This is a genomic window from Halomonas aquatica (assembly GCF_040196335.1).
GTDB classification, from domain to species: domain Bacteria; phylum Pseudomonadota; class Gammaproteobacteria; order Pseudomonadales; family Halomonadaceae; genus Halomonas; species Halomonas aquatica.
This window is the reverse complement of the sequence record NZ_JBEGCJ010000004.1, coordinates 232,921-248,334: the sequence shown is the minus strand read 5'-3', so window position 1 is coordinate 248,334 and position 15,414 is coordinate 232,921. Positions and strand designations below refer to the sequence as shown.

General features: G+C 61.5%; 13 protein-coding genes. 5 read left to right on the top strand and 8 right to left on the bottom strand.

Going from position 1 to position 15,414, the window contains the following annotated elements; translation table 11 throughout:
* Positions 1–151 precede the first annotated feature (151 nt).
* Positions 152–718, top strand: coding sequence for a D-glycero-beta-D-manno-heptose 1,7-bisphosphate 7-phosphatase (gene gmhB, locus ABE960_RS10140; protein WP_349762142.1), 567 nt, complete (start codon positions 152–154; stop codon positions 716–718).
* Between the two features lie 117 nt (positions 719–835).
* Here the strand turns inward: gmhB and gyrB are convergent, their stop codons facing one another.
* From gyrB to dnaA, 4 genes are all read right to left on the bottom strand, one after another.
* Positions 836–3,256, bottom strand: coding sequence for a DNA topoisomerase (ATP-hydrolyzing) subunit B (gene gyrB, locus ABE960_RS10135; RefSeq protein WP_349762141.1), 2,421 nt, complete (start codon positions 3,254–3,256; stop codon positions 836–838).
* Between the two features lie 11 nt (positions 3,257–3,267).
* Positions 3,268–4,383 (bottom strand): DNA replication/repair protein RecF, encoded by a 1,116-nt coding sequence (gene recF / locus ABE960_RS10130; RefSeq protein WP_349762140.1) that lies wholly within the window; start codon positions 4,381–4,383, stop codon positions 3,268–3,270.
* Positions 4,384–4,444: 61 nt separating this feature from the next.
* A complete protein-coding gene (gene dnaN, locus ABE960_RS10125; protein ID WP_349762139.1) occupies positions 4,445–5,548 on the bottom strand; it encodes a DNA polymerase III subunit beta in 1,104 nt (367 codons plus the stop codon).
* Between the two features lie 64 nt (positions 5,549–5,612).
* Positions 5,613–7,082: a chromosomal replication initiator protein DnaA gene (gene dnaA, locus ABE960_RS10120; protein ID WP_349762138.1), complete on the bottom strand. Its 1,470-nt coding sequence runs from the start codon at positions 7,080–7,082 to the stop codon at positions 5,613–5,615.
* Between the two features lie 524 nt (positions 7,083–7,606).
* Here dnaA and rpmH point away from each other — a divergent pair.
* The 4 genes from rpmH (at position 7,607) to mnmE (ending at position 11,595) form a co-directional block, all read left to right on the top strand.
* Positions 7,607–7,741 carry a 50S ribosomal protein L34 gene (gene rpmH / locus ABE960_RS10115; RefSeq protein WP_010626003.1) on the top strand — a complete coding sequence of 45 codons (135 nt, stop codon included), beginning with the start codon at positions 7,607–7,609 and terminating at the stop codon, positions 7,739–7,741.
* A 13-nt stretch (positions 7,742–7,754) separates the two neighbouring features.
* A complete protein-coding gene (rnpA, locus tag ABE960_RS10110; RefSeq protein WP_349762137.1) occupies positions 7,755–8,129 on the top strand; it encodes a ribonuclease P protein component in 375 nt (124 codons plus the stop codon).
* A gap of 247 nt (positions 8,130–8,376) precedes the next feature.
* Positions 8,377–10,068 (top strand): membrane protein insertase YidC, encoded by a 1,692-nt coding sequence (gene yidC, locus ABE960_RS10105; RefSeq protein ID WP_349762136.1) that lies wholly within the window; start codon positions 8,377–8,379, stop codon positions 10,066–10,068.
* Positions 10,069–10,224: 156 nt separating this feature from the next.
* Positions 10,225–11,595: a tRNA uridine-5-carboxymethylaminomethyl(34) synthesis GTPase MnmE gene (gene mnmE / locus ABE960_RS10100; RefSeq protein WP_349762135.1), complete on the top strand. Its 1,371-nt coding sequence runs from the start codon at positions 10,225–10,227 to the stop codon at positions 11,593–11,595.
* Positions 11,596–11,618: 23 nt separating this feature from the next.
* Here the strand turns inward: mnmE and ABE960_RS10095 are convergent, their stop codons facing one another.
* From ABE960_RS10095 to rdgB, 4 genes are all read right to left on the bottom strand, one after another.
* A complete protein-coding gene (locus ABE960_RS10095) occupies positions 11,619–12,467 on the bottom strand; it encodes a 23S rRNA (adenine(2030)-N(6))-methyltransferase RlmJ (protein ID WP_349762134.1) in 849 nt (282 codons plus the stop codon).
* Between the two features lie 88 nt (positions 12,468–12,555).
* Positions 12,556–13,239 carry a YiaD family glycine zipper/OmpA-like lipoprotein gene (locus tag ABE960_RS10090; protein WP_349762133.1) on the bottom strand — a complete coding sequence of 228 codons (684 nt, stop codon included), beginning with the start codon at positions 13,237–13,239 and terminating at the stop codon, positions 12,556–12,558.
* Positions 13,240–13,247: 8 nt separating this feature from the next.
* Positions 13,248–14,471, bottom strand: coding sequence for a radical SAM family heme chaperone HemW (gene hemW, locus ABE960_RS10085; RefSeq protein ID WP_349762132.1), 1,224 nt, complete (start codon positions 14,469–14,471; stop codon positions 13,248–13,250).
* Positions 14,468–15,079 carry an RdgB/HAM1 family non-canonical purine NTP pyrophosphatase gene (gene rdgB, locus ABE960_RS10080; protein ID WP_349762131.1) on the bottom strand — a complete coding sequence of 204 codons (612 nt, stop codon included), beginning with the start codon at positions 15,077–15,079 and terminating at the stop codon, positions 14,468–14,470. Before rdgB ends, hemW begins: the two co-directional genes overlap by 4 nt.
* Between the last annotated feature and the right edge of the window lie 335 nt (positions 15,080–15,414).

Here is a 15,414-nt window from a genome sequence, read left to right as displayed (position 1 = left end):
TGTTCCACGTGGAACACCTGACACTTCCACCCCCCGATATCCGGGTGCTACACCCATTCGGGCACCGTGTCCAAATCCGGGCTCTTGGCAGACAATGTTCCACGTGAAACACTCCTGCCATATCCTGTCTGCTGCCGAACTGGTCTGACACATGTATCGTCCCAACAAACTAGTGATCCTCGATCGCGACGGCGTCATCAACCATGACTCCGATGCGTTTATCAAGTCCCTGGACGAATGGGTGCCCTACCCTTCATCCATCAAGGCCATTGCCAGGCTAAGCCAGGCCGGCTGGGCCGTGGCGGTCGCCACCAACCAGTCCGGGATCGCCCGAGGCTATTACAGCGAGGCAGTGCTTGAAGCCATTCATGAACGACTCCGTCACTTAGTCCATCAGGCCGGTGGAGAGATAGCACACATCGCGTACTGCCCTCATGGGCCCGATGATCAATGCGCCTGCCGAAAGCCTCTACCGGGGCTTCTGGAACAGATACGCCAGACTCTGGGCCTGAATACACTCACTGGCAGCTGGATGGTTGGAGATAGCCTTCGCGACCTTCAGGCAGGAAAACCCTTGGGCTGTCACCCGGTTCTGGTCAGGACCGGAAAGGGGAGTAGCACGGAAGAGAAGGGAGAGGGTCTTGGCAACGCCGAAGTCTTCGATGACCTCGCGGCCTTCGTGGACTGGTTGTTGGCCTCCGAGGAGCGGGCCACATAACCAGGGCATGGCCCGGCATGATGGCGTCTCAGAAACGCAACGAGGCCGGCTTGATAGCCGGCCTCGTCGTTCATGCCGCTGCGCCCAATGTTCCACGTGGAACATTGGGCGCAGCGTTCAGATATCCAGGTTCGCCACCAGGGCGTTGCGTTCGATGAAGTCACGCCTCGGTTCAACCTCATCGCCCATCAGGGTATTGAACATCATATCAGCTGCGACAGCATCCTCGATGGTAACCCGGAGCATGCGACGGGTATCGGGATTCATGGTGGTATCCCAGAGCTGATCCGGGTTCATCTCACCCAACCCCTTGTAACGCTGAATGGACAGGCCCCGCTGAGCTTCAGCCATGAGCCACGCCAGGGCGTCATAGAAGCTCGTTACAGGCCTCTGGCGCTCGCCACGGGCAACGTAACTCCCCTCCTCCATCAGGCCATCCAGGGTCTCTCCCAACGCCGCCATGGCGCGGTAATCGGCACTGGTAAAGAACTCGACACCCCAGACATAGTCGGTAGTGACACCATGGGCGGTCAACGACACTGCCGGCAGGTAGAAGCCACGTTCGTCATCCTGCTCGAGGCGGAAGGTGTAGCGTGGCCCGCCTTCGTAGGAGACCAGGGCATCCATCTCCTTCTGCAGGTAGTCGATCCAGTGCTGCATGGTGCCCCGATCACGCAGGCTCTGCTCGCCATCGAGATGGGCTGCATGGACGATCTTGCGCAATACGACGTCGGGATAGACACGTGACAGACGGTCGATGCGCTTCATGACGTCACGGTATTGATCGACGAGCGCCTCGAGGTGGGTTCCAGCGATGCCCGGTGCATCGGCATTGACATGCAGCCGGGCTCCGTCCAGGGCCGTCGTCGTCAGGTAATCGACCATCGCCTGCTCATCCTTCAGATAGAGCTCCTGCTTGCCTCGCTTGATCTTGTAGAGCGGCGGCTGAGCGATGAAAACGTGTCCCCGCTCGATGAGCTGGGACATCTGGCGGAAGAAAAACGTCAGTAACAGTGTGCGAATGTGCGAACCGTCCACATCCGCATCGGTCATGATGATGATCGAGTGATAGCGCAACTTGTCGGGGTTGAACTCCTCCCGACCGATGCCACAGCCCAGGGCAGTGATCAACGTGCCGACCTCCGCCGATGACAGCATCTTGTCGAAGCGCGCCTTCTCCACATTGAGGATCTTGCCTTTCAGCGGCAGGATGGCCTGGGTGCGACGATCACGCCCCTGCTTGGCACTGCCTCCGGCAGAGTCGCCCTCGACCAGGAAGAGCTCGGAGAGGCTGGGATCCTTCTCCTGACAGTCAGCGAGCTTTCCGGGCAGTCCGGCAATATCGAGGGCACCCTTGCGGCGAGTCATGTCACGCGCCTTGCGTGCGGCCTCGCGGGCTCGAGCCGCATCCAGCATCTTGTTGACGATGGCCTTGGCCTCGTTAGGCTTCTCGATCAGGTAGTCCGAGAACAGGCGCCCCATCTCCTGCTCCACCGCAGTCTTCACCTCGGAAGAGACCAGCTTGTCCTTGGTCTGGGCCGAGAACTTCGGGTCCGGTACCTTGACCGATATGATCGCCGTCAGGCCCTCGCGCGCATCGTCACCGGAGGTGTTGACCTTTGCCTTCTTGAGCAGCCCCTCGGCTTCGATATAGTGGTTCAGCGAGCGGGTAAGCGCGGCTCGAAAACCGGCCAGATGGGTGCCGCCATCCCGCTGGGGAATATTATTGGTATAGCAGAAGATATTCTCGGTGAAAGTGTCGTTCCACTGCATCGCCACTTCCACACCGACGCCGTCCTCGCGCTCGGCATTGAAGTGGAATACCGGATTTAGCACAGTCTTGTTGGTGTTCAGGTGATTGACGAAGGCCTTGAGACCACCCTCGTAGTGGAACAATTCCTCCTTTCCGCTACGCTCGTCCATCAGGCGAATTGCCACGCCAGAATTGAGAAAAGACAGCTCTCTCAGACGCTTGGCGAGGATGTCGTAGTGAAATTCGATGTTGTGGAAGGTCTCGGGAGAGGGCCTGAAGTGAACACGGGTACCACTCTGCTCCGTCTTGCCAACCACTGCCAGAGGTGAGTCGGGAACGCCATGGTGGTAGAGCTGCTCATGCACCTGGCCTGCTCTCCAGATAGTCAGCTTGAGCTCTTCGGACAATGCGTTGACCACCGACACTCCAACGCCATGCAGGCCTCCGGATACCTTGTAGGAGTTGTCATCGAACTTGCCGCCGGCGTGCAGCACCGTCATGATCACCTGGGCCGCCGAGACGCCTTCTCCTTCATGGATATCGGTAGGAACGCCGCGACCATTGTCGGTGACGGTGACCGACTCATCAGGGTGGATGATCACCCGGATCTCGCTGCAGTGTCCGGCCAGAGCTTCATCGATGGAGTTGTCCACCAGCTCGAACACCATGTGGTGCAGGCCCGTCCCGTCATCGGTGTCGCCGATGTACATGCCCGGCCGCTTTCGTACGGCATCCAGGCCCTTGAGAACCTTGATGCTCGATGAGTCGTAAGCCTGTTCGCTCATTGACTACTCCGTCATGAAGTCTGTCTGTCCATTGGCAGCAACTGCCCCTGGCCCGATTCGGAATGTTCCACGTGAAACATCGCCAGATGGGTGTCCGCCTCCCATAGGTCCATCAGGGCCTCGGGATCAACACTGGTGATGAATACCTGACACTGCATGCGCTCCAACCACTTGCAGAACACTCGCCGGTGCCCGCTGTCCAGTTCGGCAGGAAGGTCATCGATCAGGTAAATGCATGTCCGGCCGGTCAACTGCTCCAGAAGGCGCCCCTGGGCCAGCTTCAGCGCGCTTACCACCAGCTTTTGCTGGCCACGGGAGAGGACCTCTGCCGCCGGCCGCTTGTCGAGACGGATGCCCAGTTCGGCACGTTGCGGCCCCTGCTGGGTAAAGCCCATCTGGTGATCGGTGTCGCGTGCCTGGCGCAGGATATCGCTCAGCCCACGTTTGCTGTCCCAACCACGGGTGTAGCGCAAGGCAAGCCCGGGAAGCGAGATGAGTTCCCGAAGAGTGTCCTCGAATACCGGCAGGAACATCTCGACCCAGTCACGGCGCATTTCGTCCAGCTGCTCGCTCCAGTGCACCAACTCCTGCTCCCAGGCATCCAGGGAAGCATCAGATATTCTACCATGCCTGAGAAGGGCGTTCCGATGTTTCAGCGCTCTCCGGAAGCGTCGCCATGTATCGAGAAAATCATGTTTCACGTGAAACACGCCCCAGTCCAGAAACTCACGACGCCCGGCAGGAGGGCCTTCGAGCAGACGGAAGGCGTCGGGGTTGATCAGCTGAAGGGGAAGGCTTTCCACCAGGCGCGAGACCCGATCCAGGCGTTCACCGGAAAGGCGCAACTCAAGTTCACCGCCCTCGCGGTGCCGTCGCACACCGATGGTTACGGCAGGTTCACCAACGAGCCTGCCGTGAAGCGTCATGGCATCGGCTCCATGGGCGATGGCGTGACGAAGCTGGCGAGCACGGAAGGAGCGCCCCATGCCGAGCACATGAATACCCTCGAGCACGCTGGTCTTGCCACTGCCGTTGGCACCGGTGAGGAGATTGATTCGCGGACCTGGCTTGAGGTCCACGGCCTGCAGGTTGCGCAGGCCCTGGAAGGTGAGACGATCGATAGACATCAGGCAGGTTCAACGGCGTATGGGGTGGCGCCCATGCCAGGCGCCGCCGCCTGACGACGTATCAAAGACGCATGGGCATGACGACGTACATGGCATCGCCACCACCGGGTTCTTCCATCAGCGCACTGCTGTTGGGGTCGGCAAGGGTCATCTGTACCCGATCTTCGTCCAGGACGCTGAGGACGTCCACGAGATAGCCGACATTGAAGCCGATCTCCATGGCCGGGCCGCTGTACTCTATCGCCACGTTCTCTTCGGCCTCTTCCTGTTCGGGATTGTTGGCCATCACCCGGAGATTGCCCTCCTCGAGATTCAGGCGCACCCCACGGTACTTTTCGTTGGACAGGATAGCCGTCCTCGACAGGACCTGGCGAAGCTCGGCACGGTCGGCGATGAAGACCTTGTCGCCCCCGCGTGGCACCACCCGCTCATAGTCGGGGAACTTGCCGTCCACCAGCTTGGAGGTGAAGGTGAAATCACCGGTGTGAGCACGCAAGTGGGTGGCGCCGAGGGTCAGGCTCACTGGCTCCTCGCCATCGTCGAGCAAGCGGACTAGCTCGAGTATCCCCTTGCGAGGAACGATCAGCTTCTGGGACGGCTCCACCTGGATGTCGGCAGACCGTGAGCACACGGCCAGGCGATGACCGTCGGTCGCCACGGTACGAACAAGATTGGTCCCCATCTCCAGCAACATGCCATTGAGGTAATAGCGCACGTCCTGCTGGGCCATGGCAAAGGAGGTCGTATCGATCAGGTGCTTCAGCGTTCCCCGCGGGAGACTCAGCTCTACATTACCCTGGTCATCCTCGATGTTAGGGAACTCAGCGACCGGCAGGGTCGACAGGGTGAAGCGTGACCGACCACTGCGCAGCACAGCCCTGCCCTCTTCGAGCGACAGCTGTATCTCCGACTGGTCCGGCAGCGACTTGCAGATATCCATCAGCTTGCGAGCCGGCACCGTGGCGGAACCCGCCTGCTCCACCTGGCTGGCCACGGTACGGCCGATCAGCTCGACCTCGAGATCGGTGCCCGTTAGCGATACCTGATCCTGATCGACCTGAATCAGCACGTTGGAGAGTACCGGCAAGGTCTGGCGTCGCTCTACCACGCCGGCTACCAGCGTCAGCGGGCGCAGCAGCGCTTCTCGGGAGATGGAAAATTTCATGTCGACTCCACTTCTTGTCCTGGAGGGATTGAGGCCGGCGCGTCCCCGACCGCTGGTGTTCCGTTCAGCTAGTCAACAGCCGCAGCAGATTCTTGTAGTCCTCACGGATATCAGAGCTCTCTTCCTGCAAGGTCTTCACCTTCCGGCAGGCATGGAGCACCGTAGTGTGATCACGGCCACCGAAGGCGTCACCGATCTCCGGCAGGCTATGATTAGTGAGCTCCTTGGCCAACGCCATGGCCACCTGACGGGGACGGGCCACCGAACGAGAACGACGCTTCGATAGCAGATCGGACAGCTTGATCTTGTAGTACTCGGCCACTGTGCGCTGGATATTATCCACCCCGACCTGCTTGTCCTGAAGCGCCAGCAGGTCCTTGAGAGACTCGCGGATGAAATCCTGAGTGATCGTCTTGCCCATGAAGTGGGAATCGGCGATCACCTTCTTCAGCGCCCCCTCCAGCTCACGAACATTGGAGCGAATCTTCTGGGCAATGAAGAAAGCGGCATCATGAGGCAAATCGACCTTGGCCTGGTCGGCCTTCTTCATCAGGATGGCCACCCGGGTCTCCAGCTCCGGTGGCTCGATGGCCACCGTCAGCCCCCAGCCGAAGCGGGACTTCAATCGCTCCTCTACACCACTGATTTCCTTAGGGTATCGGTCAGATGTCAGAATCATCTGCTGACCGCCTTCAAGCAGAGCGTTGAAGGTGTGGAAGAACTCCTCCTGAGAGCGCTCCTTGCCCGCGAAGAACTGAATGTCATCGATCAGCAGGGCATCGACGCTGCGATAGAACCGTTTGAAGTCATTGATCGCATTGAGCTGCAGCGCCTTCACCATATCGGCCACGAAGCGCTCCGAATGGAGGTAGACGACACGCGCGTTCTCACGTCGGGTCGCCAGTCCATTGCCGACGGCATGCATCAAGTGTGTCTTACCCAGGCCGACGCCGCCATAGAGAAACAACGGATTATACGCCCCTCCGGGATTCTCGGAGACCTGTCGGGAGGCGGCGCGCGCCAGCTGGTTGGACTTGCCCTCGACGAAGGTCTCGAAGGTGAAGTTGGGGTTGAGTCCGCTACCGTGCTTGAGACTTCCTTCCACCTGCACCTGTCGCTGGCCGGAGAGGCGCTGGCCGGAGCTCTCCTCCCGCAACTGGTCGATCTCTCGCTCATCTCCCACGTCTCCCCTGGGCGCCACCTGGACGGCCGGTGCGGCAGGAGCTCGTGCCGTTGCCGAAACGGGATTACCCAGCTCACGGGGCTGCGGGTTCGGCGACGCAGCGCGCCGACTGCCCACGGTCAGCATCACCTTGGGCGGCTTGGCCGGCGAGAGCTCACGCATCAGCTCACTGATCCGTTTGGCATACTTGTCGCTGACCCAGTCACGCACGAAACGATTCGGCGCCAGCAGGCATAACTGGTTGGACTCCCCTTCTTCCGCCTGCAGCGGACGAATCCAGGTGTTGAACTGCTGTGAATTCAGTTCATCCTGCAGGGTATCCAGACATTGTTGCCAAAGAGCCAGTGACACGCGACCTCACCTTTGCATTGAAAACGATCGTGCATTGTATCGTTCGAACCACGAGTTATCCACACGGGCACCTCCTTCCTCACCCTGTGGAAAACCGCCTTGGATAACGGATCACGAGCTGATGAAGGCGACAGTAGATACGGCTCCTCCGATCAGGCCGACGCGGGCCCACCAGCGAGCTGGCTGCCATCATGGATCTCCCCTCTCGATCCCCACTTTATCCACAGCTATTATATAACTTCAGAGCTTTGATATTTATAAATTATAAATGATTATACACAAACACCGTCCCCAATAGTGACCACAGGAATCCAATCATCGCACCGACCCCGCAGCGCCTAGCGAACCGATGACCGGACAGGCAAGATTAACGGGCGGCTTCGAAACGCACGCAAGAATTGCACCTCGCGGCTGAAATCACTACAATTTCGGGTCTTGAGTCGAATACCCCCGGATCCGCATGTGACATCCGGATGTCTACGAGTGATCAAATCATTCAGAAAACCACGTGGGAATAACGAGTTATGAAACGTACTTTTCAACCCAGCGTTCTCAAGCGCAAGCGCGTGCATGGATTTCGCGCGCGTATGGCCACCAAGAATGGTCGTGCCGTGCTGGCTCGTCGCCGGGCCAAGGGCCGCAAGCGCCTGAGCGCCTGAACGCGGCCCTAGCGTGTCCAGTCAGGGCTATCCCCGGCAGCTGAGACTGCTGACTGCCGGGGACTACAGACGTGTCTTTGAAACGGCTGAATTCAAGGTCCATGGCAAGGGGCTGATGGCTCTGGCCTCGCCCAATGCGTTAGGCCATCCGCGACTCGGCCTGATCTTCAGCAAGAAGAATGTTCGCAGGGCCGTCGACCGCAACCGCCTCAAGCGTCTAGTGCGTGACTCCATCCGGCTTCAGCAGCAGCGCCTTCCCGCCGTTGACATCGTGGTACTGGCAAGACGGGGAGTCCATGAACTGGATAACGCCACCGTGCATCGTCAGCTCCACGGGATGTGGCGTCGCCTTGAGCGTGAGATGCAGAAGTCGATCGGTAATGAGTAACGTGCACGGCCAGAGGAGCGGAGGCACGAGACGCGAATGATGACCGCTGCCACCGAGTGCCAGCGCATCCCGGAGCCTGCATGAACATGACCACCGCCCTCTTCGCCGCAACCCTGCACACCGACGCGTCGGATGCAGACTGCGTGTGTGCGTTACCCAGCCTTCCTGCGGCAGGCTTTCGTGTTTCTCGGGTGTGCGACCTGCGTTGCGCCATCGGAATGTTCACTACCCATCGGGCAGACCCCTCATGGACGTAAAACGACTACTCCTGCTGATTCCCCTGGCGTTACTCGCCTACCTGATGATCGTCCAGTGGAATCAGGACTACGGACAGGCAACTCCTGAGCCCCAGGCTCCCGCCGTGTCCAGCAGCGCTGCGGACGGCAACCGCCAGGCAGCCTCCGGCGGCGATGATCTCTCGGTACCCGCAGCCGTCACTTCGGGTGACGACGTGACCGGCGGGATTCCAGGCACGCCAGACACGCCGTCAGGCAGCCGCGATCTGGTGGCAGTGGTCACCGACGTACTTGATGTGCGCATCGACCCTCAGGGCGGTGACATCGTCTATGCGGCACTGCCTCAGCACAGCTTCAGCCTCGGCTCCGATCGCCCCTACGTGCTGCTATCCGACAGCGAGTCTCGTAGCTACGTGGCACGCTCTGGGCTTCAACTCGAAGGCCATGAGGGACGCATCACCTTCACCCCAGAAGCGACCGAGTACCGGCTGGGCGAGAACGACGACCGTCTCGACGTGGATCTGGCCGCCGAGGTCAATGGCGTGGAGCTGATCAAGCGCCTGTCTTTCGAGCGTGACAGCTATGCGGTCGACGTGAAGTACTACCTGGCCAATAACAACGAGGAGCCGCTCACTGCACGCTTCATCGGCCAGCTGGCACGGGACAACAGCAGCGACCCCTCCAGCGGCCCGAAGATGGGCATGCGCTCCTATCTCGGTGCCGCCTACTCCACTCCGGAGGACCGCTACCTCAAGGTCGACTTCGATGAGATCCAGGAAGGCGCCTTCAACAACCGCGACGTCGAGGGGGGCTGGGTAGCCATCATCCAGCACTACTTCACTTCGGCCTGGGCTCCTGCCCAGAACCAGCAAAACCTCTATTACGCCACCACCGATGCCCGTGGCCGAAACGTGGCCGCCTTCGCGGGCCCGACCAGCAACGTAGCAGGCAACGGCGAGGCGACACTCGGGGCGACCCTCTACATGGGTCCCAAGGTCCAGGATCGCCTGGAAGCCGTGGCGCCCAACCTGGAGCTGACGGTGGACTTCGGCTGGCTGTGGTTCATCGCCAACCCGCTGTTCTGGCTGCTCGACCATATCCACGACCTGATCGGCAACTGGGGCTGGTCCATCGTCCTGCTGACCATGCTGGTAAAGACGGCCCTGTGGCCCCTCTCCGCCAAGGCCTACAAGTCCATGGCTCGCATGCGCAAGCTGGGCCCGGAAATGCAGCGTCTCAAGGAGCAGTTCGGCGACGATCGCCAGAAGATGTCCCAAGAGATGATGAAGTTCTACCAGAAGGAGAAGATCAATCCTCTGGGTGGCTGCCTGCCGATCCTGGTGCAGATGCCGGTGTTCATCGCCCTGTACTGGATGCTGCTGGAGTCCGTCGAGCTGCGCCACGCGCCCTTCATGTTCTGGATCCAGGACCTGTCGGTGAAGGACCCGTATTTCATCCTTCCGATCCTGATGGGCGCCTCGATGTTCGTCCAGCAGTTGCTCAACCCAACGCCTCCGGACCCCATGCAGGCGAAGATCATGAAGATGCTGCCGATTGTCTTCACCTTCTTCTTCCTGTGGTTCCCGGCGGGCCTGGTCATCTACTGGGTGGTCAACAACTGCATTTCCATCGTTCAGCAGTACACGATCACCCGCAAGATCGAGGCCGATCCGAGTATCGGCAAGGGCATGAAGACCAAGTAGCCTGGTCCCTCCCCTAGCCTCCAGACCCCCGCCCCGGCGGGGGTCTGGCGTTTAGGGGCTAGTGTTTAGGCCCCCTGCCCCGGACAATGTCACCATTCCGTCCGACTCTTTGACCACAGCACTTTGACCAAAGCCCTTTGCCCACAGGAACCGTCCATGGCCGCCAGCCTCAATGATCAGGACACCATCACTGCCCTGGCCACCCCGCCGGGGCGCGGCGGGGTGGGCATCATCCGCGTATCCGGCCCCGCGTGCGAACCGATCGCCAAAGTCATGCTGGGCCACTGCCCCAACCCTCGCCAGGCCCATTACGGCCCCTTCCGGGGTGCCCGGGATGTCATCGACGAGGGCATCGCGCTGTTCTTCGCCGGCCCCCACTCCTTCACCGGTGAGGACGTGCTGGAGCTTCAGGGCCATGGGGGGCCGGTAATCATGGACCTGCTGCTCGAGCGGTGCGTGGAGCTCGGTGCCCGATTGGCGCGGCCCGGGGAGTTCTCGGAGCGGGCCTTCCTCAACGACAAGCTGGACCTGGCCCAGGCCGAGGCCATCGCCGACCTGATCGAGGCCAGCTCTCGTGGCGCCGCCGAGAACGCGCTGCGCTCCCTGCAGGGCGAGTTCTCACGCCGCGTGGAGACGCTGGTCCAGCGGCTGATCGAGCTGCGCATGTACGTGGAGGCGGCTATCGATTTCCCCGAGGAAGAGATCGACTTCCTCGCCGACGGACACGTGGCCGGCAAGCTGGCCGGTATCCAGAGGGACCTTGCCGAGGTTCGGGCCGCCGCCGGCCAGGGAGCGCTGATGCGGGAGGGCATGAGCGTGGTGATCGCCGGGCGACCGAATGCCGGCAAGTCGAGCCTGCTCAATGCGCTGACGGAGCAGGACACCGCCATCGTCACCGACATCGAGGGCACCACCAGGGACGTGCTGCGCGAGCACATCCACCTGGACGGCATGCCGCTTCACGTGATCGATACCGCCGGCCTGCGCGACACCCCGGATGCCGTGGAGAAGATCGGGGTGGCGCGTGCCTGGGAGGAGATCGAGCAAGCCGATCGGGTCCTGCTGATAGTGGATGCCGCCACCACCGATGCCATCGACCCCATGGCCATCTGGCCGGAGTTCGTCGCTCGCCTTCAGGATCCCTCGCGGCTGACCCTGGTGCGCAACAAGATCGACGAGAGCAACGAATCACCCGGCATCGACAACTCCACCGACAGGCCGGTGATACGGCTGTCGGCGAAGAGTGGCGCGGGAGTCGGCAGCCTCAAGGAGCACCTCAAGTCGGTGATGGGCTTTGCGGCCACCACCGAGGGCCGCTTCTCGGCCCGCCGACGTCATCTGGACGCTCTGGACCGTGCCGGCAAAGCCCTTGGCAACGGCGAGATACAGCTATCGGGCCATGGTGCCGGGGAGTTGCTGGCAGAGGATCTGCGAGATGCCCAGCAGGCCCTGGGCGAGATCACCGGCGAGTTCAGTGCAGACGACCTGCTCGGCGAGATCTTCGGCAGCTTCTGCATCGGCAAATAAGAAGGAAAAAGTGGCCAATCCCCCTACTCCCCCGCCAACCAGTCACCGCGATGGCGGCTGGCCTCGCCAAGTAGCGGCAGGATCCTCTCCATGGATGCCCCCAGGCGTTCATCGAGTCCCCAGGGCGGATTGATCACCAGCATGCCGCTGCCGATCATGCCGCGTTCGCCCTCCTGGGGCTCGCGAAGCCTCAGCTCGCTGCGCCAGACCTTGCGGACCCCGCCCTCGCGCAGACCTTCCAGCAGCTCCAGGTGACGGCCCGCCGGCAACAGGGGATACCACACGAGCATCACCCCGTGGCGAGCCTTGCGCATGGCCTGGAGCACGGCCTCGGCCACCTCGGCATATTCCGTCTTGAGTTCATAGCTGGGATCGACCAGCACGCAGAGTCGCGGCGTGGGCACCGGCAGTCGCTTCACCAGGCCTTCCAGTCCGTCGCCATGGATGCACTGCACGTTGTCCGGCAGAGCCTGCCGGACGAGATGGCCATGCTCCCCGGAATGGAGTTCGAAGAGCATCAGCCGATCCTGGGGACGCAACCGCTCCACCAGCCACCAGGGCGATCCCGGGTAGTGGTCGAGCCCGGTCTCACGGGACTGAACCCGCGCCACGGCGCATAACCAGTCGCTGAGCAACGTATCATCATCGAGGCGTTCCCGTGCCTGCCAGAGACGTGCGACACCCTCACGGTACTCCTGCAGCTTCGCCGTCTCATTGGCCGCCAGGGGATAGAGCCCGCGACCGGCATGGGTATCGATATACGTAACTGGTGACTTCTTACGTAACAGATGGTCGGTGACGGCAAAAAGCGTCAGATGCTTGTGAACGTCGGCGAAGTTGCCGGCATGATAGGCATGCTGATAGGAAAGCATGGAAGGCAGTCCGTGAGTCGACAAGACAAGAGGGCCCGCCACTTTCGCAGTGGCGGGCCCGAGTGGTATGGCGTGATGCAACCAGGTGTTACTGCTGCTGGAAACGATCCTGAATCGGCGTCAAGGTGATCTCCACACGGCGGTTCTGGGCACGCCCCTGCTCGTTATCGTTGCTGGCGATAGGCTGGCTCTCGCCGTAGCCCGTCATGTAGAGGCGACTGCTCGACACGCCTGACCGGGCAAGGTAATTGCCCACCGCATTGGCCCGGCGCTCGGAGAGCCGCTGGTTGTATCCGGCATCACCGGTGCTGTCGGTATGGCCGGCAATGTTGACGCGCGTGTCCGGATACTGCTGGAGTACCGCGGCCACGTTATTGAGCGCGTCACCTGCACTCATGGTCAGGTCGCTGGAATCGAAGCCGAAGGTCACCTGGCTCGGCATATTGAGCACGATATCGTCTCCGCGACGATCCACGCCGATACCCGTGCCCTGCATGCTCTGACGCAGTTGCTCCTCCTGACGATCCATGTAGACGCCGATGCCGCCACCGGCGGCCGCACCCACGGCGGCGCCGATCAAGGCCCTATCGCGCCGGCTTGTGCTGCCGTCACCACTGAGCGCACCAGCGGCGGCACCGATGGCCGCTCCGATGGCGGCACCCGTCCCGGTCTGGCTTCGCTGGGTCTCTCCGGTATAGGGATCGGTGGTGGTACAGCCCACCAACAGCACCGCTGCGGCCAGGGGGGCCACCAGTCGAATTGATCTTCTCATCGCGTGCTCTACTCCTTGGGTTGGCAAGTCTCGTCCTTCACTGGCCCGATATCATCGATCATCGCCAGTAACTCATTCAAGAATAGTAGACCCTGAGGCGATGACCTAAGCCAGTCGGCATCTTCCACAAGAAGTCCTTTTTCCCGAGCCGCCACTAGCCTGGACAATAGCGCCTGTGGCCCGCGCCCGGTATTGGCATGCCATGTCGACAGAGGCACACCCTCCACGAGACGCAGGGCATTCATGGCGAACTCGAGGGGCAGTTCCCCCTCATCGATGGTGGCTCGACCGGCGACGAAGCCGCGCAGGTCGTTGGCCCGGCGAAGGTAGGCCTCGGGGAGCCGCGATTTCCAGCGGCGTTCGATCTGCAGACCCTCACTGCCCGGCCAGCTTAGCTTTCCGTGGGCACCGGCCCCGATGCCCAGATAATCGCCGAAGCGCCAATAATTGAGGTTGTGACGCGACGACCGGCCTGGACGAGCATAGGCGGAAATCTCGTAGCGTTCGAGACCGGCGGCTTCGAGACGCTCGTGCCCATGATCCTGAATGTCCCAAAGCACTTCCTCCTCCGGAAGGGCCGGCGGGAACGAATGGAATTCGGTGTTGGGCTCCAGGGTCAGCTGGTACCAGGACAGATGCTCGGGAGAGAGGGAGAGGGCCTGGTCCAGATCGGCCAGCGCCAGCGCCGGGGTCTGCCCGGGAAGTCCGTGCATCAGGTCGAGGTTGAGGTTGTCAAAGCCGGCCCTGCGCGCCTCGTCGACGGCTGCAAGGGCATCGTCTCCGCCGTGGATGCGTCCCAGGGCCGACAGCTGCGCATCCTGGAAGCTCTGCACCCCCAGCGACAGCCGGTTGATACCCGCCGCCCGATAGCCGGCGAAACGGCCACGCTCCAGGGTGCCCGGATTGGCCTCCAGGGTGATCTCGATGTCCGGCGCCAGCGGGAGTCGGCTGGCCACGGCCTGCAGCAGCCCCTGGTAGAAGCCGGCCGACATCAGGCTCGGGGTGCCTCCACCGATAAAGATGCTGACCAGCTCACGACCCGCGGCGAGGGGCAGGTCACCCTCGAGATCGGCCACCAGGGCGTCGAGGTAGGCGGCCTCGGGGAGATCGGCACTCCGCCCGACGCCATGGGAGTTGAAGTCGCAGTAGGGGCACTTGCGAACACACCACGGCACATGCACGTAAAGCGACAGCGGCGGCAGGTCGGTCGAGGCGGGGATGGGTCCGCTCATGGCCGGCCGGGCTCCTTGTCCATGGCCGCGACCAGCGCCTGAAGGGCCCGACCCCGGTGGCTGTTACGGTTCTTCTGCTCGGCATTGAGCTCGGCGGCCGAGGCCTGTTGCTCGGGTACCCAGAACAGCGGATCGTAGCCGAATCCGCCGTCGCCGCGAGGAACCTGCAGGATCTCACCCTCCCAGCTGCGCTGGACGATCAACGGCACGGGATCTTCGGCATGCCGGAGCAGAACAAGTACGCACCAATACCGTGAGCTCCGGCGTCCCTCCGGCACCTCGGCCAGGGCATCGAGCAGCCGGGCGTTGTTACGGGCATCGCTCCTGGGCTCGCCGGCATAGCGGGCCGAATGGATGCCGGGGGCCCCCGCCAGGGCATCCACCTCCAGGCCGGAATCGTCGGCCAGGGCGGGCAAGCCACTGAGGCGGCTGGCCTCCCGGGCCTTGAGCAGGGCGTTCTCGACGAAGGTCAGGCCGGTCTCATCGACATCGGCCACCCCATAGTCGGCCTGGGCTCGCACCTCGATGCCCAATGGCGCGAGCAACTGATGAAACTCGCGCAGCTTGCCGGCATTGCCACTGGCCAGAACCAGCAGGGCTGGACTCATGATCGATTCCCCATGCAATCAGAAGCACTCATTCTACGAGCCCAATCCACCAAGGGAAACGGCCGGATCAAGTGCTGAGCATATGACATGCATGGATGACGACCTATGGCATGCCGGCATCGGATAACCACCTGGAGGATGACAATTCCCATCGTGAAGTCCCATGAAACGTATCCCTGTAATCCTGTGTAACTTATTGTTTTTGTGACACCACAGGATGATTAAAGTGAAAATGAATAAAAAAATGTATTGATATCGCCATAAGTTAGTAACTAAAATTTACATTCTGTCCGAGACTTAACATCCTGGATTCAGAGTGAGGACCATTCCACGCT